Source organism: Pseudomonas sp. Soil_N_39 (genome assembly GCF_057655955.1).
Genome location: NZ_JBDGLI010000001.1, coordinates 276,444 through 300,399, shown reverse-complemented (window position 1 = coordinate 300,399; position 23,956 = coordinate 276,444). Strand labels below are relative to the sequence as shown.

At 62.8% G+C, this 23,956-nt stretch carries 18 protein-coding genes; all 18 read left to right on the top strand.

Annotated features, from left to right (window positions below; all coding sequences use genetic code 11):
* Positions 1-91 precede the first annotated feature (91 nt).
* The 18 genes from AC3A5O_RS01220 to gspG all read left to right on the top strand — a co-directional run bounded on the left by AC3A5O_RS01220 (position 92) and on the right by gspG (position 23,955).
* Positions 92-1,156 carry a pilus assembly protein PilM gene (locus AC3A5O_RS01220; protein WP_122565300.1) on the top strand — a complete coding sequence of 355 codons (1,065 nt, stop codon included), beginning with the start codon at positions 92-94 and terminating at the stop codon, positions 1,154-1,156.
* Positions 1,156-1,722: a PilN domain-containing protein gene (locus AC3A5O_RS01215; protein WP_122565301.1), complete on the top strand. Its 567-nt coding sequence runs from the start codon at positions 1,156-1,158 to the stop codon at positions 1,720-1,722. Before AC3A5O_RS01220 ends, AC3A5O_RS01215 begins: the two co-directional genes overlap by 1 nt.
* Complete coding sequence (pilO, locus tag AC3A5O_RS01210) at positions 1,719-2,342, top strand: type 4a pilus biogenesis protein PilO (protein ID WP_122565302.1); 624 nt, start codon at positions 1,719-1,721, stop codon at positions 2,340-2,342. Before AC3A5O_RS01215 ends, pilO begins: the two co-directional genes overlap by 4 nt.
* The gene (locus AC3A5O_RS01205) at positions 2,339-2,869 is read left to right on the top strand and encodes a pilus assembly protein PilP (RefSeq protein WP_305469354.1); all 531 of its coding nucleotides are present in this window, start codon (positions 2,339-2,341) and stop codon (positions 2,867-2,869) included. The genes pilO and AC3A5O_RS01205 overlap by 4 nt, the downstream gene beginning before the upstream one ends.
* A gap of 13 nt (positions 2,870-2,882) precedes the next feature.
* On the top strand, positions 2,883-4,970 hold the full coding sequence (locus AC3A5O_RS01200; protein WP_305469355.1) for a type IV pilus secretin PilQ: 2,088 nt from the start codon (positions 2,883-2,885) through the stop codon (positions 4,968-4,970).
* 4 nt (positions 4,971-4,974) lie between these two features.
* Positions 4,975-5,493: a shikimate kinase AroK gene (gene aroK, locus AC3A5O_RS01195; protein WP_122565305.1), complete on the top strand. Its 519-nt coding sequence runs from the start codon at positions 4,975-4,977 to the stop codon at positions 5,491-5,493.
* Positions 5,494-5,641: 148 nt separating this feature from the next.
* Positions 5,642-6,742 carry a 3-dehydroquinate synthase gene (gene aroB / locus AC3A5O_RS01190; protein ID WP_305469357.1) on the top strand — a complete coding sequence of 367 codons (1,101 nt, stop codon included), beginning with the start codon at positions 5,642-5,644 and terminating at the stop codon, positions 6,740-6,742.
* 10 nt (positions 6,743-6,752) lie between these two features.
* Positions 6,753-8,342: an AAA family ATPase gene (locus AC3A5O_RS01185; protein WP_305469358.1), complete on the top strand. Its 1,590-nt coding sequence runs from the start codon at positions 6,753-6,755 to the stop codon at positions 8,340-8,342.
* A gap of 350 nt (positions 8,343-8,692) precedes the next feature.
* A complete protein-coding gene (gltB, locus tag AC3A5O_RS01180; RefSeq protein WP_305469359.1) occupies positions 8,693-13,141 on the top strand; it encodes a glutamate synthase large subunit in 4,449 nt (1,482 codons plus the stop codon).
* A 33-nt stretch (positions 13,142-13,174) separates the two neighbouring features.
* A complete protein-coding gene (locus AC3A5O_RS01175; RefSeq protein WP_003196992.1) occupies positions 13,175-14,593 on the top strand; it encodes an FAD-dependent oxidoreductase in 1,419 nt (472 codons plus the stop codon).
* Between the two features lie 276 nt (positions 14,594-14,869).
* Complete coding sequence (gene hemE / locus AC3A5O_RS01170; protein WP_092175181.1) at positions 14,870-15,937, top strand: uroporphyrinogen decarboxylase; 1,068 nt, start codon at positions 14,870-14,872, stop codon at positions 15,935-15,937.
* A gap of 343 nt (positions 15,938-16,280) precedes the next feature.
* A complete protein-coding gene (gbpA, locus tag AC3A5O_RS01165) occupies positions 16,281-17,747 on the top strand; it encodes an N-acetylglucosamine-binding protein GbpA (RefSeq protein ID WP_487752766.1) in 1,467 nt (488 codons plus the stop codon).
* A gap of 66 nt (positions 17,748-17,813) precedes the next feature.
* The gene (locus AC3A5O_RS01160) at positions 17,814-18,356 is read left to right on the top strand and encodes a cytochrome b (protein ID WP_487752765.1); all 543 of its coding nucleotides are present in this window, start codon (positions 17,814-17,816) and stop codon (positions 18,354-18,356) included.
* Complete coding sequence (locus AC3A5O_RS01155) at positions 18,353-18,880, top strand: type II secretion system protein N (protein ID WP_305469365.1); 528 nt, start codon at positions 18,353-18,355, stop codon at positions 18,878-18,880. Before AC3A5O_RS01160 ends, AC3A5O_RS01155 begins: the two co-directional genes overlap by 4 nt.
* Positions 18,881-18,888: 8 nt before the next feature.
* A complete protein-coding gene (gene gspD / locus AC3A5O_RS01150; RefSeq protein ID WP_487752764.1) occupies positions 18,889-20,811 on the top strand; it encodes a type II secretion system secretin GspD in 1,923 nt (640 codons plus the stop codon).
* Positions 20,808-22,280, top strand: a complete 1,473-nt coding sequence (gspE, locus tag AC3A5O_RS01145; protein ID WP_487752763.1) for a type II secretion system ATPase GspE — start codon at positions 20,808-20,810, stop codon at positions 22,278-22,280. Before gspD ends, gspE begins: the two co-directional genes overlap by 4 nt.
* A 4-nt stretch (positions 22,281-22,284) precedes the next feature.
* Positions 22,285-23,493, top strand: a complete 1,209-nt coding sequence (gene gspF, locus AC3A5O_RS01140) for a type II secretion system inner membrane protein GspF (RefSeq protein ID WP_487752762.1) — start codon at positions 22,285-22,287, stop codon at positions 23,491-23,493.
* A gap of 3 nt (positions 23,494-23,496) precedes the next feature.
* Positions 23,497-23,955, top strand: a complete 459-nt coding sequence (gene gspG / locus AC3A5O_RS01135; protein WP_305469371.1) for a type II secretion system major pseudopilin GspG — start codon at positions 23,497-23,499, stop codon at positions 23,953-23,955.
* Position 23,956 lies beyond the last annotated feature (1 nt).

Sequence of the window (23,956 nt, the reverse complement as noted above, 5' to 3'; positions counted from 1 at the left end):
AACGCCATCCGGACGTCCGTCGGACGGCGGTGATTGAACGCAATGCATATTAGAGAGTCCGTAACTCACGGATAGTCATAGGGAATTGGTAGTGTTACGACTCTTCAATAAAAAAGCCCATGCACTTCTGGGGATCGACATCAGTTCGACGTCGGTGAAGCTGCTCGAGTTGAGTCGCCAGGGCGAGCGATACCGCGTCGAGTCCTACGCGGTCGAACCGTTGCCGGCCAATGCAGTGATCGAGAAGAACATCGCCGAACTCGAAGGGGTGGGCCAGGCGTTGTCGCGGCTGCTGGCCAAGGCCAAGACGCCCTTGCGTAGCGTGGCGGTGGCCGTGGCGGGCTCGGCGGTGATCACCAAGATCATCGAGATGGACGCGGGCCTCTCCGACGACGACATGGAGAACCAGCTCAAGATCGAGGCCGATCAATACATTCCCTATCCGCTGGATGAGGTGGCCATCGATTTCGAAGTGGTGGGCGTTTCGCCGCGCAGCGCCGAGCGCGTCGAAGTGCTGCTGGCGGCCTGTCGCAAGGAAAACGTCGAGGTTCGCGAGGCCGCGTTGGCGCTCGCCGGGCTGACGGCCCGGGTGGTCGATGTGGAGGCTTATGCGCTGGAGCGAGCCTTTGGCCTGCTCGCCACGCAACTGGCCGCGTCCCAGGAGCGGCTGACGGTGGCGGTCATCGACATCGGCGCCACCATGACCACCCTCAGCGTGCTGCACAACGGGCGCATCATCTATACCCGCGAACAATTGTTCGGCGGGCGCCAGTTGACCGATGAAATTCAGCGCCGCTACGGCCTGACACCCGAACAGGCCGGCCTGGCAAAGAAGCAGGGTGGGTTGCCGGACGATTATCTCAGCGAAGTGCTGCAACCTTTTCGCGAGGCCCTGGTGCAGCAGGTCTCGCGGTCCCTGCAATTTTTCTTCGCCTCGGGCCAGTACAGCGCGGTGGACCACATTCTGCTGGCCGGGGGCACGGCGTCGGTCGCCGGCCTGGATCGGCTGATCGAGCAGCGCCTGGGCACGCCGACCCAGGTGGCCAACCCGTTTACCAACATGGCCCTGAGCAGCAAGGTCAATGCCGGTGCCCTGGCCAGTGATGCGCCGGCGCTGATGATTGCCTGTGGGCTGGCCCTCAGGAGTTTCGACTGATGGCGCGGATCAACCTGCTTCCCTGGCGTGAAGAGCTGCGCGAAGAGCGGCGCAAGCGCTTTCTGCTGGCCTTGGTCGGGGCGCTGGTCGGGGCGGTCGGCGTGGTCCTGGTCGCCGTGCGCTACTTCGACAGCGCCATCGACCACCAGGTCGCCCGCAATAGTCACCTCTCCGAGCAGATCGCCGTGCTGGACGAGCGCATCAAGCAGATCAGCGAGTTGAAAGCCCGTCGTCAGCAATTGCTGGAGCGCATGCGCATCATCCAGGACTTGCAAGGGAACCGACCGGTCAGCGGGCGCATCTTCGACCAGTTGGTGAGAACCTTGCCGGACGGGGTGTATTTCACCGAAGTGAAGATGGAAGATCGGACGCTCTTCATCAAGGGGGCCGCGGAATCGAACAACCGGGTCTCGGACCTGATGCGCAACCTGGACTCGTCGGACCTGTTCGATGCGCCCAGTTTGACGGAGGTCAAGGCCACCACCGCCGGTCAGCTCGACCAGGCCAACGTTTTCCAGTTGACGGTTCGCCAGACCCGCCCGGTCGAAGTGGAGGACGCTCAATGAAGCCTGGAGAGTGGTTCGACGCGCTGCGCAAGATCGACATCAGTGACCTGGACACCAACAACATCGGTTCCTGGCCGGCACCGATCAAATGGCTGGCCGGCGTCCTGCTGGTGGTCCTGGTGCTGGGGCTGGGCTATAACTTTGCCTTGAGTGATCTGGAAAACCAGCTGCAGCAGGTGCGCGAGGAAGAAAACACCCTCAAGGCACAATTCGCGGGCAAGGCGCACATGGCCGCAAACCTGGAACGCTACACCGAGCAGATGAAGCAGATGGAAGCGTCTTTTGGTGTGCTGTTGCGGCAATTGCCCAGCGATACCGAAGTGCCGGGCCTGCTGGAAGACATTACTCGCACCGGCCTGGGCAGCGGCCTGGAGTTCGAGGAAATCAAGCTGCTGCCGGAAGTCACCCAACCGTTCTACATCGAGCTGCCGATCCAGATCACCGTGACCGGCGGCTATCACGACCTGGCGACATTCGTCAGTGGGGTGGCCGGGCTGCCCCGGATTGTCACGCTGCACGATTTCGAAATTGCGCCGATGGAGCCCGAGGCAGGCACGAAGCTGCGCATGAGCATCCAGGCCAAGACCTACCGCTACAACGAGCAGGAGGCTCAGCCATGAGGCCGCTGGTGTGTCGCCTCTGCCTGCTGGCAGGCCTGGTCGCGCTGGCGGGCTGCAACAACGACAACGGGTTCAGCGACCTGGACGCCTACATGAACGAAGTGCGTCTGCGTCCGCCCGGCAAGATCGAGCCGACGCCGACGTTCAGGCCCTACGAGACCTTTACCTACAGCGCCGCGAACCTGCGCAGCCCGTTTTCCCGGCAGGTCCGCGTCGACCAGGCCGACCGGCAGCGCGGCTCGCGCAACGTCCGGCCCGACCCCAACCGGGTCAAGCAATACCTGGAAGGCTTCAACATCGAGCAGTTTGAAATGGTCGGTACGATCTCCAACGCCGGTGGCTCCTTCGCGCTCCTGCGGGGCGCGGGCGGGGTGCATCGGCTCAAGGTCGGTGACTATCTGGGGCGCAATGACGGGCGGATCGTCGCCATCAGCGCCACCCAGGTCGATGTGGTCGAAATCGTTCCCGATGGCGAGGGTGCCTGGCTGGAGCGACCACGGACCATTCCTTTGAAAGAGCATTCATAGTGGAACTCGAACAATGAACAGGATTTTTTCAGCCCTCGGTATTTCGCTATGGATAGCGCTGTTGTCGCCGATGGTTCTTGGGGCCAGTCTGAAGACGCTGGATGTGGCGGCGTTGCCGGGGGACCGTGTCGAGTTGAAGCTCACCTTCGACGGGCCGCCGCCAACACCCCGGGGCTACACCACCGAACAGCCGGCCCGGATTGCCCTGGACCTGCCAGGCGTGACCAATCAACTGACCAACAGGCGTCACGACCTGGGCGGGGGCAATGCGCGCAGCGCCACCGTGGTCGAGGCGGGGGATCGCACCCGGTTGATCATCGGCCTGACCCAACTGGCGCCGTATGAAACCCGGGTCGAAGGCAATAACCTGTTCGTGGTGGTTGGCAAGGGCCAGACCCCGAAGAATACTGCTTCGAAGCCCTCTGCCCAGGCCCCGCGCCCGGCGGTTGCCAGCGCTGCGCCCGCGCGGGCCAGTGCGCCGGCGGGCAAGGCGATTCGTGGGGTGGATTTCCAGCGCGGGACCCAGGGCGAAGGCAACGTGGTGATCGATTTGTCCGATCCATCCATCGCCCCGGACATCCAGGAGCGCGAAGGCAAGATCATCCTCAATTTCGCCAGGACCCAATTGCCCGAGCCACTGCGGGTGCGCCTGGACGTCAAGGACTTCGCCACCCCGGTGCAATTCGTCAATGCCAGCGCTGGCAGCGACCGGGCGACCATCAGCATCGAGCCCAGCGGCACCTTCGACTACTCGACCTACCAGACCGACAACAAGCTCACCGTCAGCGTCCGGCCCATGACCGTGGACGACTTGCAAAAACGCAATGCCGACCGCGCCGCCTACAGCGGCGAGAAGCTCTCGCTCAACTTCCAGGACATCGAAGTGCGTTCGGTCCTGCAACTGATTGCCGATTTCACCAACCTGAACCTGGTGGCCAGCGACACAGTGCAGGGTGGCATCACCCTGCGGTTGCAGAACGTGCCTTGGGACCAGGCGCTGGACCTGGTGCTCAAGACCAAGGGCCTGGACAAGCGCAAGGTCGGCAACGTGCTGCTGGTGGCCCCGGCCGATGAAATCGCGGCGCGCGAGCGCCAGGAACTGGAGTCGCAGAAGCAGATTGCCGACCTGGCGCCGCTGCGGCGTGAGCTGTTGCAGGTCAACTATGCGAAGGCGGCGGACATCGCCAAGTTGTTCCAGTCGGTGACCAGTGCCGAGGCGAAAGCCGACGAGCGCGGCACGATCACGGTCGATGAGCGAACCAACAACATCATTGCCTACCAGACCCAGGACCGGCTCGACGAACTGCGCCGGATCGTGGCACAGCTGGATATTCCGGTGCGCCAGGTGATGATCGAGGCGCGGATTGTCGAGGCCAATGTCGACTACGACAAAAGCCTGGGCGTGCGCTGGGGCGGGTCGATACAGAACAAGGGCAACTGGAACTCCTCGGGGGTGACCACTGGCACCTCCACGACCATCGGCACGCCGGGCAGTACCGGCACCAACCAGCCGTTCGTCGACCTGGGTGCCTCGGGTAATACCTCGGGGATCGGCATTGCGTTCATCACCGACAACGTGTTGCTGGACCTTGAGCTGACTGCCATGGAAAAAACCGGCAACGGCGAAATTGTCTCCCAGCCCAAGGTGGTGACATCTGACAAGGAGACGGCAAAGATCCTCAAGGGCACGGAGATCCCTTATCAGGAAGCCAGTTCCAGCGGCGCCACCTCGGTGTCGTTCAAGGAGGCCTCGCTATCGCTGGAGGTGACCCCGCAAATCACCCCGGACAACCGCATCATCATGGAGGTCAAGGTCACCAAGGATGAGCCTGATTACCTGAACAAGGTGCAGGAAGTGCCACCGATCAAGAAAAACGAAGTCAACGCCAAGGTCCTGGTCAATGATGGCGAGACCATTGTGATTGGCGGGGTTTTCTCAAATACTCAGAGCAAGGTCGTAGATAAGGTGCCATTTCTTGGCGATGTGCCGTATCTTGGCCGCCTTTTCCGGCGTGATGTGGTTTCGGAGAAAAAATCCGAGCTGCTGGTGTTCCTCACTCCGCGTATCATGAATAACCAGGCGATTGCTGTGAGTCGTTGATTCTGTGCGAAATTTGATTCTTGTTGGGCCGATGGGCGCTGGAAAAAGCACCATCGGCCGTTTGCTGGCCAAAGAGCTGCGCCTGCCGTTCAAAGATTCCGACAAGGAAATTGAATTGCGCACGGGTGCCAATATCCCATGGATCTTCGATAAGGAAGGCGAGCCGGGCTTTCGTGACCGTGAGCAGGCGATGATCGCCGAATTGTGCGCGTTCGAGGGCGTGGTGTTGGCCACCGGTGGCGGCGCCGTGATGCGCGAAGCCAATCGTCGGGCGCTGCATGCCGGCGGACGAGTGGTCTATCTGCACGCCTCTGTCGAGCAGCAGGTCGGCCGCACCGCCCGGGATCGCAACCGGCCGCTGTTGCGCACCGCCGACCCGGCCAAGACCCTGCGCGACCTGCTGGCGCTGCGCGACCCGCTGTATCGGGAGATCGCCGACCTGGTGGTGGAAACCGACGAGCGGCCGCCGCGGATGGTGGTGCTGGACATCCTCGAGCGCCTTCAACAACTACCGCCCCGTTAATGCGCCTGGCGAAATGCGCTATCCTCGACGTCCCGTCATGGCCCGGCTGGGGCGTGGCGGATGGCCATTAACTGGCGTGGGAACAAGCACCGTGGACTTTCGTTAATTGCAGGCAGGACGCCTGATTCCATCTTCTCTGTGGGGACACATGCAGACACTTAAGGTCGACCTGGGCGAGCGCAGCTACCCGATTCATATTGGCGAAGGCTTGCTGGACCAGCCCGAACTGCTGGCGCCGCATATCGCCGGGCGGCAAGTGGCGATCATTTCCAATGAAACCGTCGCGCCTCTGTATCTGGAACGTCTGACCCGCAGCCTGTCGGCCTTTTCGGTCATTTCGGTGGTATTGCCCGACGGCGAAGCCTTCAAGAACTGGGAAACCCTGCAACTTATTTTCGACGGCCTGCTGACCGCACGGCACGATCGCCGCACCACGGTGATTGCCCTGGGCGGTGGCGTGATCGGCGACATGGCTGGTTTTGCCGCCGCTTGTTATCAGCGTGGCGTCGATTTCATCCAGATCCCTACCACGCTGCTGTCGCAGGTCGACTCGTCGGTGGGCGGCAAGACCGGGATCAACCATCCGCTGGGCAAGAACATGGTCGGCGCGTTCTATCAGCCCAACGTGGTGCTGATCGACACCGCCACCCTCAATACTTTGCCGGCCCGCGAGCTGTCTGCGGGGCTGGCGGAAGTCATCAAGTACGGGCTGATCTGCGACGAACCGTTCCTGGGTTGGCTCGAAGAGAACGTCGACCGCCTGCGTGCGCTGGATCAAGCGGCCCTGACCTACGCCATCGAGCGCTCCTGCGCCGCCAAGGCTGCCGTGGTCGGTGCCGATGAGCGTGAATCCGGGGTGCGCGCCACCCTTAATCTGGGACACACCTTCGGCCATGCCATCGAAACCCACATGGGCTATGGTGTCTGGCTGCACGGTGAAGCGGTTGCGGCCGGTACGGTCATGGCCCTGGAGATGTCCGCGCGCCTGGGCTGGATCAGCGAACAGGAGCGCGATCGCGGTATTCGTCTGTTCCAGCGCGCCGGGCTGCCGGTGGTTCCGCCCGAGGAAATGAGCGAGGCGGATTTTCTTGAACACATGGCAATCGACAAAAAAGTGATCGACGGTCGTCTGCGCCTGGTGCTGCTGCGCCACATGGGCGAAGCGGTGGTGACCGACGATTATCCGAAAGAAGTTCTACAGGCCACGCTGGGAGCGGACTACCGCGCCCTGGCTCAGCTTAAAGGTTAATAAGACTCCGATGACTAGTTTGCATGCCGACGAGGCTTTCCTCGGCCATTTCCAATTGAGTCATGACCCTTTTGCCCCACGGGTCCCGGGCTTCAAGTTCTTCCCCGCCCAGCGCAAGCCGGTGCTGGGTCAGTTGCATCACCTGGCGCGCTACAGCCAGTTGCTTCTGGTAGTCACCGGTCCCCAGGGCAGCGGCAAGACCTTGCTGCGCCAGGCCCTGGTGGCCAGCACCAACAAACAGTCCGTGCAAAGCGTGGTGGTGTCGGCCCGTGGCGCCGGCGATGCCGCCGGTGTGTTGCGCCAGGTGGCCCAGGCGCTGAACGTCGCCCAGGCCGAAGTTGGTGCAATTCTCGAGCAGATCGTGCAACTGGCGCTGACCGGGCAGGAAGTCTATCTGCTCGTGGACGATGCCGAGCAACTCGACGAGTCGGCCCTCGAAGCCCTGCTGGCCTTGGCGGCCGGTGCGCCGGAGGGACGCCCTCATGTGTTCCTGTTTGGCGAGTCCTCGCTGATCGCCGACCTGGACCAGTTGAACCTCGAGGAAGAGCGCTTCCATGTCATCGAACTGGCGCCCTACACCGAGGAAGAGACGCGTGAATATTTGGCCCAGCGCCTTGAAGGCGCGGGCCGGGGTATCGAACTTTTCACCGCCGATCAGATCTCTGAGATTCACGAAAGCTCCGACGGCTGGCCTGGCAACATCAACCAGGTTGCCCGCGATGCTCTGATCGAAGTCATGATTGCCAGCCGCTCAGCGGTGAAGCGTCCAAGTATGGGGTTCAACATGCCGAAGAAACACGTATTGGCAATTTCCGCCGTGGTCGTGGTCGCGGTTGCCGCCGCCTGGCTGATGCCGGGTCGCACCAAGGCACCCACCACGGGTGCCCCAGCCAACGAACAGGCGCAACTGCCCCCCGGCCAAGGTACGCCGCAACCCAACGGTGGCGCGCCGGCCGTGGAGTTCGCCGGTAACACCCAGCCGATGCCGCTGCCGCTGGTCGGCCAGTCGCAGCCGGTCATGCGTGGCCCGCTGGCCGAAGCGGCCGGAGGTATCACCGAAGGCGACGACGGCGCAGCGCCACCGATCGACGACAGCAGTGACGTGCCGCCGACCGTGACCACTACCGCACCGCCTGCGGGCGTGCCGGCGGGTCCTGCACCAACGCCAACGCCAACGCCTGCTCCGACTGCCAAGCCGACCCCGGCGCCGACCCAGGTGGCCACCGCCAAGCCTGCACCGACTCCAGCGCCAGCGGCCAAGCCAGCGGCGCCAGCACCTGCGGCTAAGCCTGCTGCCCCGGCCAAGGCCGCGGGCGGTAGCTGGTACGCCGGCCAGGCACCGGGCAACTACGTGGTGCAGATCCTCGGCACCAGTTCCGAAACCGCGGCGCAGAACTTCGTCAAGGAGCAGGGCGGCGAGTACCGTTATTTCAAGAAAGTGCTCAACGGCAAGCCGCTGTATGTCATCACCTACGGCAGCTTTGCCAACCGTGATGCGGCCGTTTCCGCCATCAAGGCCTTGCCAGCGAAGGTTCAGGCTGGTAAACCTTGGCCTCGCACTGTCGCCAGCGTCCAACAGGAACTGGCAGCAACTCGCTGAAGATTCGGCGGCCTTACCCAGGCCGCCTCTCCCGGCAACCTCAAAATTTCCGCAGGGGCGGGCGACCTTTCAGGCCGCGCGCCTTGTGGTGTCTGCGTCACAGTAGCGTTTGAGTCGTAGCGGTCAAACCCAAAAAAGTTTTGACTAGCACAGCATATAGCTTTAAACCTTTCACAAATGCGACATGGATTTGCGACAGTTCGTCGTCAAATTTGTGAGCCCCTGTGTCGGTGTGTACAATGACCTCCCTTTTGCCCCCGCAAAGCTGGCGTACGTTCGGCGCGGCATGCAACTGGTTGAATTGAAAAGAAATTTGCCTCGATTAGAGGCAGCCTGGTGAGAAAGTGTCTATGAAAGCAGGTCTGTACCAACCAGATGAATTCAAGGATAACTGCGGTTTCGGCCTGATAGCCCATATGCAGGGCGAGCCCAGTCATACCCTTTTGCAAACGGCCATTGAGGCCCTGACCTGCATGACCCACCGCGGTGGGATCAACGCCGACGGCAAGACCGGTGACGGTTGTGGCTTGCTGATTCAAAAACCCGACGAGTTCCTGCGTGCCGTAGCCCAGGAAACGTTTGGCGTGACCCTGCCCAAGCAGTACGCCGTGGGCATGGTGTTCTTCAACCAGGACCCGGTGAAGGCCCAGGCGGCTCGCGAAAACATGAATCGCGAGATCCTGGCCGCCGGCCTGCAACTGGTTGGTTGGCGCAAAGTGCCGATCGACACCAGCGTCCTCGGCCGCCTGGCGCTCGAGCGCCTGCCGCAGATCGAACAGGTGTTCATCGCCGGCGAAGGCCTGAGCGACCAGGACATGTCGATCAAGCTGTTCAGCTCCCGTCGTCGTTCGTCCGTGGCCAATGCCGCCGACACCGACCACTACATCTGCAGCTTTTCCCACAAGACCATCATCTACAAAGGCCTGATGATGCCGGCGGACCTCACCGCCTTCTATCCGGACCTGAGCGACGAGCGCCTGAAAACCGCGATCTGCGTGTTCCACCAGCGCTTCTCCACCAACACCCTGCCGAAATGGCCGCTGGCCCAGCCATTCCGCTTCCTCGCCCACAACGGCGAGATCAACACCATCACCGGCAACCGCAACTGGGCCGTGGCCCGTCGCACCAAGTTCGCCAACGACCTGATGCCGGACCTCGAAGAGCTCGGCCCGCTGGTCAACCGCGTGGGCTCGGACTCCTCAAGCATGGACAACATGCTGGAGCTGATGGTGACCGGTGGCATCGATCTGTTCCGTGGCGTGCGCATGCTGGTGCCGCCGGCGTGGCAGAACGTCGAGACCATGGACCCGGACCTGCGGGCCTTCTACGAATACAACTCCATGCACATGGAACCGTGGGATGGCCCGGCCGGTATCGTCATGACCGACGGTCGCTATGCTGTGTGCCTGCTGGACCGTAACGGTCTGCGTCCGGCGCGCTGGGTCACCACCACCAACGGTTTCATCACCTTGGCGTCGGAAATCGGCGTCTGGAACTACCAGCCCGAAGACGTCATCGCCAAGGGCCGTGTAGGTCCGGGCCAGATCTTTGCCGTGGACACCGAGACCGGCCAGATCCTCGACACCGACGCGATCGACAACCGCCTCAAGTCCCGTCATCCGTACAAGCAATGGCTGCGCAAGAATGCCCTGCGCATCCAGGCGACCATGGAAGACAACGACCACGGCTCGGCTTTCTATGACGTCGACCAGCTCAAGCAATACATGAAGATGTACCAGGTGACGTTCGAAGAGCGTGACCAGGTGCTGCGTCCGCTGGGCGAGCAGGGCTATGAAGCGGTCGGTTCCATGGGTGACGACACGCCGATGGCCGTGCTGTCGCAGCGTGTGCGCACGCCGTACGACTATTTCCGCCAGCAGTTCGCTCAGGTGACCAACCCGCCGATCGATCCGTTGCGCGAAGCGATCGTGATGTCCCTGGAAATCTGCCTCGGTGCCGAGCGCAACATTTTCCAGGAGTCGCCGGAACACGCCTCGCGGGTGATCCTCAGCTCGCCGGTCATTTCCCCGGCCAAGTGGCGTTCGTTGACCAACCTCGACCGTCCGGGCTTCGCGCGTCAGGTCATCGACCTGAACTACGACGAAAGCGTCGGCCTGGAAGCGGCGATCCGCAACGTGGCCGATCAGGCTGAAGAAGCCGCGCGCGCCGGGCGTACCCAGATCGTCCTCAGCGACCGCCACATCGCTCCGGGCAAGCTGCCGATCCACGCCTCGCTGGCCACCGGCGCGGTGCACCACCGCCTGACCGAAAAAGGCCTGCGCTGCGACTCCAACATCCTGGTGGAAACCGCCACCGCCCGCGATCCGCACCACTTCGCGGTGCTGATCGGTTTCGGTGCCTCGGCGGTGTATCCGTTCCTGGCCTATGAAGTGCTGGGCGACCTGATCCGCACCGGTGAAGTGCTGGGCGACCTCTATGAGGTGTTCAAGAACTACCGCAAGGGCATCACCAAGGGGCTGCTCAAGATCCTGTCGAAGATGGGCATCTCGACCATCGCCTCGTACCGTGGCGCGCAACTGTTCGAGGCCATCGGCCTGTCCGAAGAAGTCTGCGAGCTGAGCTTCCGTGGCGTGCCGAGCCGCATCAAGGGTGCGCGCTTCGTCGACATCGAAGCCGAGCAGAAAGCCCTGGCCGCCGAAGCCTGGAGCCCGCGCAAGCCGATCCAGCAGGGCGGCCTGCTGAAGTTCGTCCATGGCGGCGAATACCATGCCTACAACCCGGACGTGGTCAACACCTTGCAAGCGGCCGTGCAGCAGGGCGACTACAGCAAGTTCAAGGAATACACCTCGCTGGTGGACAACCGTCCGGTGTCGATGATCCGCGACCTGCTCAAGGTCAAGACGCTCGACACGCCGCTGGACATCAGTGAAGTGGAGCCGCTGGAATCGGTGCTCAAGCGCTTCGATTCGGCCGGTATTTCCCTGGGCGCACTGTCCCCGGAAGCCCACGAAGCCCTGGCCGAAGCCATGAACCGCCTCGGTGCGCGTTCCAACTCCGGCGAAGGCGGTGAAGACCCGGCGCGCTACGGCACCATCAAGAGTTCGAAAATCAAGCAGGTGGCCACCGGCCGCTTCGGTGTGACGCCGGAATACCTGGTCAACGCTGAAGTGCTGCAGATCAAGGTCGCCCAGGGCGCCAAGCCCGGCGAAGGCGGCCAGTTGCCCGGTGGCAAGGTCAACGGCCTGATCGCCAAGCTGCGTTACGCGGTCCCTGGCGTGACCCTGATCTCGCCGCCGCCGCATCACGACATCTACTCGATCGAAGACTTGTCGCAACTGATCTTCGACCTCAAGCAGGTGAACCCCAAGGCGCTGGTCTCGGTGAAGCTGGTGGCGGAAGCTGGCGTCGGCACCATTGCGGCCGGCGTGGCCAAAGCCTATGCCGACCTGATCACCATTTCCGGCTACGACGGCGGCACCGGTGCATCGCCGCTGACGTCGATCAAGTACGCGGGCGCGCCGTGGGAGCTGGGCCTGGCCGAAACCCACCAGACCCTGCGCGGCAACGACTTGCGCGGCAAGGTCCGGGTACAGACCGACGGCGGCCTGAAAACCGGCCTGGACGTGATCAAGGCCGCCATCCTCGGCGCCGAGAGCTTCGGCTTCGGCACCGCGCCGATGATCGCCCTGGGTTGCAAATACCTGCGCATCTGCCACCTGAACAACTGCGCCACCGGCGTGGCGACCCAGAACGACAAGCTGCGCAAGGACCACTACATCGGTACCGTCGACATGGTGGTGAATTTCTTCACCTACGTGGCCGAAGAGACCCGTGAGTGGCTGGCGAAGCTGGGCGTGCGCTCCCTTGAAGAGCTGATCGGCCGTACCGATCTGCTGGACGTGATCGAGGGCCAGACCGCCAAGCAGCAGCACCTGGACCTGACCCCGTTGCTGGGCAGCGACCTCATCCCGGCGGACAAACCTCAGTTCTGCCAGGTCGACCGCAACCCGCCCTTCGACAAGGGTGAGCTGGCCGAGAAGATGGTCGACATGGCCGCTGCGGCGATCAACGACCTGAGCGGTGCCGAGTTCGAGCTGGACATCTGCAACTGCGACCGTTCCATCGGCGCGCGGATCTCCGGCGAAATCGCCCGCAAGCACGGCAACCAGGGCATGGCCAAGGCGCCGGTGACCTTCCGCTTCAAGGGCACCGCGGGCCAGAGCTTCGGCGTCTGGAACGCCGGTGGCCTGAACATGTACCTGGAAGGCGATGCCAACGACTACGTGGGCAAGGGCATGACCGGCGGCAAGCTGGTCATCGTTCCGCCCAAGGGCAGCGTCTACAAGACCCAGGACAGTGCCATCATCGGCAACACCTGCCTCTACGGCGCCACGGGCGGCAAGCTGTTCGCCGCCGGCACTGCGGGCGAGCGTTTTGCCGTGCGTAACTCCGGGGCCCACACTGTGGTGGAAGGCACCGGCGATCACTGCTGCGAGTACATGACCGGTGGTTTTGTCTGCGTGCTGGGCAAGACCGGTTATAACTTCGGCTCTGGCATGACCGGCGGTTTCGCCTACGTGCTAGACCAGGACAACACCTTCGTTGACCGGGTCAACCACGAACTGGTGGAAATCCAGCGGATCAGCGGCGAGGCGATGGAAGCCTATCGCAGCCACCTGCAAAACGTGCTGAATGAGTACGTCGCGGAAACCGACAGCGAGTGGGGTCGTGAACTCGCCGAGAACCTCGATGACTACTTGCGCCGTTTCTGGCTGGTCAAGCCCAAGGCTGCCAACCTGAAGTCGTTGCTTTCCAGCACTCGTGCCAACCCGCAGTGATATGCGCCTGAAGAGTTTGATGAGGTTTTAACAATGGCTGAACGTCTGAATAATGACTTCCAGTTCATCGATGTCGGGCGCAAGGATCCGAAGAAGAAACTGTTGCGTCAACGCAAGAAAGAGTTCGTGGAAATCTACGAGCCGTTCAAACCCCAGCAGTCGGCCGACCAGGCCCACCGCTGCCTGGGTTGTGGTAACCCGTACTGCGAATGGAAGTGCCCGGTGCACAACTTCATTCCCAACTGGCTGAAGCTGGTGGCCGAGGGCAACATCCTCCAGGCCGCCGAGCTGTCCCACCAGACCAACACCCTGCCGGAAGTCTGCGGCCGGGTGTGCCCGCAGGATCGCCTGTGTGAAGGTGCCTGCACCCTCAACGACGGTTTTGGCGCGGTGACCATCGGTTCGGTGGAGAAGTACATCACCGACACTGCATTCGCCATGGGCTGGCGTCCGGACATGTCCAAGGTCAAGCCGACCGGCAAGCGCGTGGCGATCATCGGTGCCGGCCCGGCGGGCCTGGGCTGTGCCGACGTGCTGGTGCGCGGTGGCGTGACCCCGGTAGTGTTCGACAAGAACCCGGAAATCGGCGGCCTGCTGACCTTCGGCATTCCCGAGTTCAAGCTGGAAAAAACCGTACTGAGCAATCGTCGCGAAGTCTTCACCGGCATGGGCATCGAGTTCCGCCTGAACACCGAGGTGGGCAAGGACGTGACCATGGAGCAACTGCTCGAAGAATACGATGCGGTCTTCATGGGCATGGGCACCTACACCTACATGAAGGGCGGCTTTGCCGGTGAGGACCTGCCGGGTGTGTACGACGCACTCGACTTCCTGATCGCCAACGTCAACCGCAACCTGGGCTTTGAAAAGTCGCCGGAAGATTTCGTCGACATGAAAGGCAAGAAGGTCGTGGTGCTCGGCGGTGGCGACACGGCGATGGACTGCAACCGCACGTCGATTCGCCAGGGCGCCAAGTCGGTGACCTGCGCCTACCGTCGCGACGAAGCGAACATGCCCGGCTCGCGCAAAGAGGTGAAGAACGCCAAGGAAGAAGGCGTGAAGTTCCTCTACAACCGCCAGCCGATCGCCATTGTCGGTGAAGACAAGGTCGAAGGCGTGAAGGTGGTCGAGACCCGTCTCGGCGAACCGGACGCCCGCGGCCGTCGTAGCCCCGAGCCGATCCCGGGTTCCGAAGAGATCATCCCGGCCGACGCCGTGGTCATCGCCTTCGGCTTCCGCCCGAGCCCGGCCCCGTGGTTCGAGCAGTTCAGCATCCAGACCGACAGCCAGGGCCGCGTCGTGGCCCCGGAGCAGGGCCAGTACAAGCACCAGACCAGCAACCCGAAGATCTTCGCCGGTGGCGACATGGTCCGGGGTTCCGACCTGGTGGTGACGGCGATCTTCGAAGGCCGCAATGCGGCGGAAGGGATTCTGGATTACCTGCAAGTCTGACCTCGATCCAGAGTTGCAATGCAATACCCCTGTGGGAGCGAGCTTTGTGAGCAAAGCTTGCTCGCGATCCAGGCGCCTCGGTACCCAATGGACCGCGGTGTTTTCATCGCGGGCAAGCCTTGCTCCCACAAAACTGCTTCCACATCGGTTTTGTGGAGTTGCGAAAACTGTGTTCCACCGCGACAAATTGCCCCGATAGATAAAAGGCACGGCTCTTGCCGTGCCTTTTGCGTCGCGCTCTGAGAAAATGCCCGCACTTTTTTTCCGGATGCCGACATGACTGCCCTGAAGAACGACCGTTTCCTTCGCGCCCTGCTCAAGCAACCCGTGGACGTCACCCCCGTATGGATGATGCGCCAAGCCGGTCGCTATCTGCCGGAGTACCGCGCCAGCCGCGCCAAGGCCGGTGACTTCATGAGCCTGTGCATGAACCCGCAGTTCGCTTGCGAAGTCACGATGCAGCCGTTGGACCGTTATCCGCAGTTGGACGCGGCGATCCTGTTCTCCGACATCCTCACCATCCCCGACGCCATGGGCCAAGGCTTGTACTTCGAGACCGGCGAAGGCCCGCGCTTCAAGAAAGTCGTCAGCACCCTGGCCGACATCGAGGCCCTGCCGATTCCCGATCCGCAGAAGGATCTGGGCTACGTCATGGACGCGGTCAGTACCATTCGCCGTGAGCTCAACGGCCGCGTGCCACTGATCGGTTTCTCCGGCAGCCCGTGGACGCTCGCGACCTACATGGTCGAAGGCGGCTCGTCGAAGGACTTCCGCAAGACCAAGGCGATGCTCTACGACAACCCGCAAGCCATGCACCTGTTGCTGGACAAGTTGGCCCAGTCGGTCACGTCCTACCTCAACGGCCAGATCCTGGCTGGTGCGCAAGCGGTGCAGATCTTCGATACCTGGGGCGGCAACCTGTCGGCGGCGGCATACCAGGAATTTTCCCTGGCCTACATGCGCAAGATCGTCAGCGGCCTGATCCGCGAACACGAGGGGCGCAAGGTCCCGGTGATCCTGTTCACCAAGAACGGCGGCCTGTGGCTGGAAAGCATCGCCGAGGCCGGTGCCGACGCCTTGGGCCTGGACTGGACCTGCGACATTGGCAACGCCCGCGAGCGTGTCGGTCACAAGGTCGCCCTGCAAGGCAACATGGACCCGACCGTGCTTTACGCCAAGCCCGAAGCCATCCGCGCTGAAGTCGGGCGCATCCTGGCCAGCTACGGCAGTGGCAGCGGCCACGTGTTCAACCTCGGCCATGGGATCACCCCGGAAGTCGACCCGGAACACGCCGGCGCCTTCCTGCGGGCGGTGCATGAGCTATCGGCGCAATATCACGTCTGATTGCGGCCCTTGCCACCCAGCCTGTCCGGACCTGTGCCGGACGGGCTTTTTAATGTCCGTTCGTTTAATGATCCGATCTAAAACAGCCGATCGTTTCTTTCGGATGTGTTTGTTTGTCTTTGGTTGATTAGTTATTTCTGTTCGTAAGATGTTTCTCTAGTTATGTAGGGGAAATCGATTCAGAGATCATTCCTTCTATGTTGAGAGATTTATCCTACATAGAGAATGTTCGACTTTCTATAAGGTTCCTGGCACTTGAAAGGGCAAGCGTTGAGCGGTCTGGCGCACCTTTCAAGAGGGCGGTGATCCGTCTTTCATTTTTGATGACTAGTCTGGAACTTATATGAAAAATAACTTCAACAAGAGCAATGTATTAACGGGGTGTGCGTCCTCATTAGTTCTGTTGTCGGCCATGGCGGCATCGCAAAGTGTGCTGGCCCATGGCTTCGTCGAAGTGCCACCTTCTCGTGCACTGTTGTGTCAGAAAGGTGTCAACCTGAACTGCGGCGGCGCGCAATACGAACCGCAGAGTACCGGCGAAACCTTCAAGGGCTTCCCGAATGGCGTCGGTGGTGCACCGCTGCAAGGTCCTATCGACGGCAAAATCGCCAGCGGCGGTAAAGCCAATTTTTCTGCCCTCGATGCGCAATCGGCCACGCGCTGGCACCAGACTGAAATCAGTGACCGCAACATTACCTTTCAATGGAAATACTCCGCGGCGCATCCAGCGACCAAACACGAATACTTCATTACCCGTGACGGCTGGAATCCGAACGAAGTGCTCAAGCGTGCCTCGTTCGACAGCACGCCGTTCTGCACGGTGGAGGGCGGTAATCAACCTCCGGTAGCCGGCGCCCCGCACAATTGCGTCATTCCCGACAGCAAGACGGGTCAGCACGTCATCCTGGGGGTCTGGACGGTGGCTGACACCGATAACGCCTTCTACAACCCGATCGATGTGAACATCCTCGCCGAAGCCGCTCTGCCAGGCGGCTGGTCGCCAGTGGGCAGAATTTCGCCATCGACCCCGTTGCTGGCAGGTGACAAGGTCAAGGCCCGGGCATTCTCCGCCACCGGCGAAAATGCCGAGTACAGCGTGGAAATCAGCATCGACAACGCTGAGGAAGGCAAGGCTGAAAACTGGTCGTTCAAACTGGCCGAGGCCCTCAACAGCGCCCACCCGCTCATTCGTGCCGGTATTCGTGACGAAGACGACAACATCACGCCGGTCAAGGGCGCCAACACCCTGTATGCCCAGAAAGAAAGCGGTGTGACCCGCTATGAAGTGCAATTGGACATGCAAGAAGACGCCAACGCCAGCATGGAACTGTCCTCCCTGCAGCCAGAGTATGTACTCGACAAAGGCCGGGTCAGCATGGCGTTTACCGCGCAGACAAACCGCAGGATGAACCTCGAAGCCACGTTGTTCGATGAGAAGAACAAGCAGGTGGGTATCGTGCAGACCGTAGGTGAAGGCAATACCGGCCTGAGCCTGGACGTGCGCGGCGCCGCCCCTGGCGCGCACACCCTGACGCTGGTAGGCACCACCGAAGACGGCCGCACCACGCGCCAGCAGACCCAGACGGTCACCCTGACCGGTGAGGGCGTCGGCATCGAGTACGACTTCGTGTTCCCTGAAGGCGTCAGCGACTACACCGCCGGCACGAAAGTGCTGCAGCCCAAGACTGACGAAGTCTTCGAATGCAAGCCGTTCCCTGCGTCTGGCTACTGCAAGCAGTACAGCCCGACGTCGAACGGTTTCGAGCCGGGTGTCGGTGCCTCCTGGACTGAAGCTTGGAACAAGCTGTAAGTCCTGACAGGCATGGCCCCAGGCGATCCATTGGCTTGCCTGGGGCCTTCAGACGAGAACGCAGTGATGTCTATTCATTACTCCAGGCGACGGGTGCTGCTGCACTGGGTGTCGGCGGTCATTATTTTATGGGCGTTGGCGTCCGGTTTTTATGTGGCGTTCAACCCGGTGTCAGCTTCGACCGAACAGTGGGTCGGCTCACTCAATGTGTCGCTGACCACGCTGTTCATTCCGTTTTTCGTATGGCGGGCCTGGCTGTTCGTTTGCGAGCTGGAGCCCCGTGGGGCGGCGCTTACATTGAACAAAAGGCTGGCCTTGGCGGTGCATACGCTGATCTACCTGGTCATCGGCGTCGTGCTGGTGACTGGCGTGCTGATGATGAAAAGCGCCATCAGTGTCTTCGGCCTCGTTCGATTCCCCCAGCCCTTGGCTGATCCGGTGTTGATCGAACTGGCCAACACCGTCCACACCTTGTCTTGCGTGGTGCTTGCGATGCTGGTCGCGCTGCATCTGTGCGCGGTGCTCTGGCATGAGTTTTCAGGACGCCGGGTGGTGCGGCGGATGTCCTTCGCCAAGCCTGCAAGCATGCGTCAGAGAGCGCAAAGGTGAGCCGCTCGTTTCGGGTCGGCAGCCGTTTGCCGACGCTGGTCTTGGCGCTCGTGCCGCTGCTCTACGGAGTATTCCTGGCCGGGCAAGAGTGGCGTTTTCGCCAGGCATTGGGCCTTGACGTGCCGGTGGTGACCGACTCGCCAGCGGCGCCGGTTCGCGACCGACCCAACGTCCAAGCGGTGGCGACCGTGCTCGGACTGGCGCCTGAAGGTGCCCAGGCACCGAGCGCCGAACCCATTACGTTGCAAGCCAGTTTTGTTGCCGACCAAGGTCTGTCGCGGGCCTTGCTGGCGGACGCCGCCGGCCCGCGCATTTACCAGGTGGGCGAGCGCCTGCCCGGTGGCAGCGTGCTGCGTCGGGTCGAGGCCAGCCATGTGACGTTGTGGCGCAATGGACGGGAAGAGCGGTTGGCCCTGCAACCCGCGGCCAAGCCGTTGTTGCGCCGGTTGGGTCTCGAAGACGGGCGCCATGCCGCGCTTCATTCCTCGCAATACCTACGCCCGGTGGCCGGGCAATCAGAGTGATCGAATTCATGAACAGCTTTATCCGGGGCCGTGTTTCGCGCGTCCTGTTCTGCCTCGCCGCGTCGTGCCCGCTGGTGCTCTCCGGTTCGCTGCACGCCGAGGAAACCCAATGGCAACTGGCGATGAACAACGCGGAACTGCGCGACGTGGTCGAGGAGTTCTCCGCGATCCTGGGCAAGACCGTGGTGCTCGATCCCCGGGTGTCGGGGCGCATCACCGTCATGTCCCGTGAGGCGCTGGACCGCGAAGGCGTGCGGCGGTTGTTCTATTCGGTACTCGATGCGCATAACTTCACCGTGATCGACGAGGGCGAGCGGATCTTGATCACGCCGGTCAGCGATGCGAAGACGCGCGCCGGTATCGCCGACGAACACAGCGCCACCCCGTCGCAGTTCGTCACCCGGGTGCTCGACCTGCAATCGAGTATCGCGGCCGATGTCGCCGGGTTGGTCCGGCCCCTGGTGTCGGCCAATGGTTACGTCGGCCCTTCGGTATCGTCCAATGCCTTGGTGGTTACCGACACCGCCGCCAATGTCCAGCGCATCGCCGGGGTGGTGCAGCAGCTGGACTCAGGGCGTAACCGCAATCATGTGGTAGTGCGCCTGCAGCACGCCTTGGCCGTGGACATCGCGCCGCTGATGGAAGCCTCCGGCGGTAAGCGCGAGGGGGATACGGCGGGTGTGGTGATCGCCGATGCCCGCAGCAATCGGCTGGTGATCATTGGCGCCCCGGCGGTGCGCCAGCGCCTGGTCGATCTGGCGCGGAGCCTGGATGTCCCGGCCGCCGCCTCCCAGGACAACGCCCGGGTCATCCGCCTGCGCCATAGCGATGCCAAGCAACTGGCGGAGGTGCTGGAGGCAGTCGGGCAGGACAAGAAAACCACGCCGGCCCTGGCTGGCCTGCGGGAAAGTGCCAGCGCCAGCCCGTTCATGATCAAGGCCGATGAAAGCCAGAATGCCTTGGTCTTGATCGCCGAACCGGCCCAGGTCCGCACCATTGAAAACATCGTCCGCGAATTGGACCAGCCCCGAGCCCAGGTGCTCATTCATGCGGCCATCGTCGAGGTCACCGGGGACATCTCCGAAGCGCTGGGGGTGCAGTGGGGGCTCAAGAGTGGCAGCGCGACAGGGGCCGTCAACTTTCCGGGAACCGACATCCCGATCATCGGGTTGGACCTCGACAAGCTGGATAAAAAGACCGAAGGCGCCTTCCTGCGGCTGGGCGGCGATCGCTTCAGTGCGCTGGTCTCCGCGCTGGCGAGCGATACCCACAGCAACCTGCTGTCCACCCCCAGCCTGCTGACCCTGGATAACCAGGAAGCGGAAATCATCGTGGGCCAGAACGTCCCGTTCAAGACGGGTTCCTACGCCACCAGCGGCAACGGCGCGGATAATCCGTTCACCACCGTGGAGCGCAAGGACGTCGGCATCAGCCTCAAGGTCAAGCCCTACATCAACGAAGGCTCGACCTTGCGCCTGGAAGTCGAGCAAGAGGTTTCGGACATCGCGCCGTCGGTCTCCGGTGTGGATTCCTCCGACCTGATCACCAACAAGCGCGCCTTGAAGAGCACGATCCTGGCAGACGATGGCGAGATCATCGTGATCGGCGGCCTGATCCGCGACAGTGTCCGCACCCAGCAAAGCGGCGTGCCGCTGCTGCGCAGCATTCCGTACCTGGGCGCGTTGTTTCGTTGGAACCGCGACATCCAGACCAAAAGCAACCTGATGGTGTTCCTGCGTCCGACCATCGTGCGCAGCAATGAAGACCTGGCCGAGGTCAGCCGCCAGCGCTACGACGCGCTCCGGGAGCTGAGCAAACCCGGCTCGCGGAAAAACAATTCGCTGCTGTTGCCCCGGGATGCCCGCCAGTTGTTCGAGTCATCCACGGATGCATCGACGACCGATCCGCAGCAGCGTTCGGGTGCCCTGTGACTGACCCGCAGGCCCCATTGCCGTTTGGTTTCGCCAGGCGCCTGGGCGTGCTGCTGGAAGGCGTTGGGCCAACCTTGAGTCTGGTCATACGGCGCGATACGCCGCTGACGGCCGTGGCCGAAGTGCGGCGCCTGTGTGGGCGGGACTTGCCGATCCAGGTGCTGGAACCAGCGCCGTTCGCTGCGCGCCTGGCCAGTGTCTATCGCCAGGGCCAGAGCGCCGCCGAACAGGTGGCCCAAGGCTTGGACGAGGAGTTGGACCTGCTCAGCCTGGCCGACCAGATGCCGCAGACCACCGACCTGCTGGAACAGCAGGGCGATGCGCCGATCATCCGCCTGATCAATGCCCTGCTCAGCGAGGCGGTCCGCGAACACGCCTCGGATGTGCACCTGGAAACGTTCGAGCAATACCTGTCGGTGCGCATGCGCATCGACGGTCAGTTGCAGGAAATGCTCCGTCCGCGCCGGGAACTGGCGAACCTGTTGGTGTCGCGGATCAAGGTCATGGCGCGCCTGGACATCGCCGAAAAACGTGTGCCCCAGGACGGCCGGATGGCGTTGCGCCTGGCCGGCCACGAGGTCGATGTGCGGGTCTCGACCCTGCCGTCGGCCCATGGCGAGCGGGTGGTGTTGCGCCTGCTCGACAAGCAGGCCGGGCGCCTGGATCTGCAACGCCTGGGCCTGCCCGACGACACCCTGGCGAGCCTGCGCCAGTTGCTCGGCAAGCCCCACGGCATCGTGTTGGTGACAGGGCCCACGGGGTCGGGGAAAACCACCAGCCTGTACGCGGCGCTGAGCAGTATCAATGACCAGAGCCGCAATATTCTCACCGTCGAAGACCCCATCGAATATCACCTGCCGGGCATCGGCCAGATGCCGGTCAACCCGAAAGTCGACATGACCTTCGCCCGCGGTTTGCGGGCCATTTTGCGCCAGGACCCGGACGTGGTGATGATCGGCGAAATACGCGACCGCGAAACCGCCGAAATCGCCGTCCAGGCGTCGCTGACCGGGCACTTGGTGCTGTCGACCCTGCACACCAACACCGCCGTCGGCGCGGTCACGCGGCTGGTGGACATGGGCGTGGATGCGTATCTGCTGGCGTCGTCCCTGGCCGGCATCGTCGCCCAACGGTTGTTGCGCCGTCTGTGTCCGTCCTGCAAGACGCCGTATGTGGCCGACGCTGCCACCTGCCGGCGCTTGGGCCTCGACGCCGCGGCCGCCCCCCGGTTGTTCAAGGCCCAGGGCTGCGAGCAATGCCAAAAAGGTTATCGCGGACGCTTCGGCATCTATGAGCTGGTGAGTGTCAGCGCTGCCCTGTCGCAGCTGATTCACCAGGGCGCCACCGAGCAGGCGCTGGCCGCGGAGGCGCGCAAAACCTCCCGCAGCCTGTTCCAGGACGGTCGTCAACGAGTGCTGGAAGGCCTGACCAGTGTCGATGAACTGCTGCGTATCACCCAGGAGGATTAGCGCCATGCCGACCTTCGACTATCGGGCCGAAGACCTCCAGGGCCGACGCTGCAAGGGCCGCGTGGAGGCCGATAGCCCCCGCCATGCTCGGCAATTGCTGCGCGAGCGCGGCTTGCTGCCCAGCGAACTGGCTGAAGCCAGGGAACCGCGATCCCTGGGTGGGCGCCAGGCTGGGGGGCGTTTGAGCCCGGCTGATCTGGCATTGCTGACGTTGCAACTGTCCACCCTGATCCAGGCCGGCCTGCCCCTTGAGGAATCGCTGGGGGCGGTGGCGCAACAGAGCCAGAAGCGCCGTGTTGCCCACCTGCTGGCGGCGGTGCGCAGCCGGGTGATGGAGGGCCACGCGCTGGCGACGGCACTGAGGGACTTTCCCCAGGCGTTCCCCGAGCTGTTCTGCGCCACGGTCGCGGCGGGTGAGCAATCCGGTCACCTGGGGCAGGTATTGGAACAGCTGGCGAGCTACACCCAGGCGCGCCAGGCCTCGCGCCAGCGCATTCAACTGGCGTTGGTGTACCCACTGATCCTGATGCTGGCCTGCGTCGCGATTGTCGCCTTCCTGCTGGGCTACGTGGTGCCGGACGTGGTGAAGATTTTCATCGACAGCGGTCAGCCGTTGCCCTGGCTGACCCAGGCGCTGATCGCCGTGAGCGATGGCTTGCGCCGCCATGGCCTGCTGCTGCTCGGTGCCCTGGCCGGGCTGTTCGGGCTGTGGCGCTGGAGCCTGCGCCAACCGGCCTGGCGCCTGCGCTGGCACCGTTTGCTGCTGCGGCTGCCGCTGTTGGGCGAAGTGTTGCGGGCGATGGAAGCGGCGCGATTCGCCAGCACCTTGGCGATCCTGAGCAAAAGCGCGGTGCCCCTGGTGGACGCCCTGCACATCGCCGCGCAGGTGATTGGCAACCTGACGATCCGCGCCCGCATGGCCGACGTCGCCCGTTCGGTCCGCGAGGGCGGAACCCTGACCCGTGGCCTGGAGCAGGGCGGTGATATCCCGCCGCTGATGCTGCACATGATCGCCAGCGGCGAACGGGTCGGCGAACTCGAAAACATGTTGGCCCGGGCCGCCGAACAACAAGAAACCAGCCTAGCGGCGCGCATCGCGCTGGTGGTGAGCCTTTTCGAACCGGCCATGTTGGTGCTGATGGGCGGCGTCGTGCTGCTGATTGTCATGGCCATCCTCCTACCGATCCTGAGCCTCAACCAATTGGTGAATTGACCGATGAAACTCCAAAGCAACCGACCTGCACGCCATCAACAACGCGGCTTTACCCTGATTGAAATCATGGTGGTGGTGGTCATCATTGGCGTGCTGGGCGCCATCGTGGTGCCGCAGTTCATGAACCGACCCGACCAGGCCAAGGTCACGGCCGCCCGCACCGATCTCCAGGCGATCGCCACGGCCCTGGAAATGTACCGCCTCGACAACTTCCAGTACCCCTCGACCCAACAAGGGCTGGAGGCGTTGAGCAAGCGCCCGTCCGGCACGCCCGCGGCCAGGAATTGGAACCCCCAGGGTTATCTGAAAAGCGTGCCGGTCGACCCTTGGGGCACGCCCTACCAGTACCTCAATCCCGGGCACAAGTCCGTCGATGGCAGCTATGACCTCTATTCCCTGGGCGCCGACGGCGTGTCGGGTGGTGAAGGGATGGCTGCCGATATCGGTAATTGGGCCGAGTGAA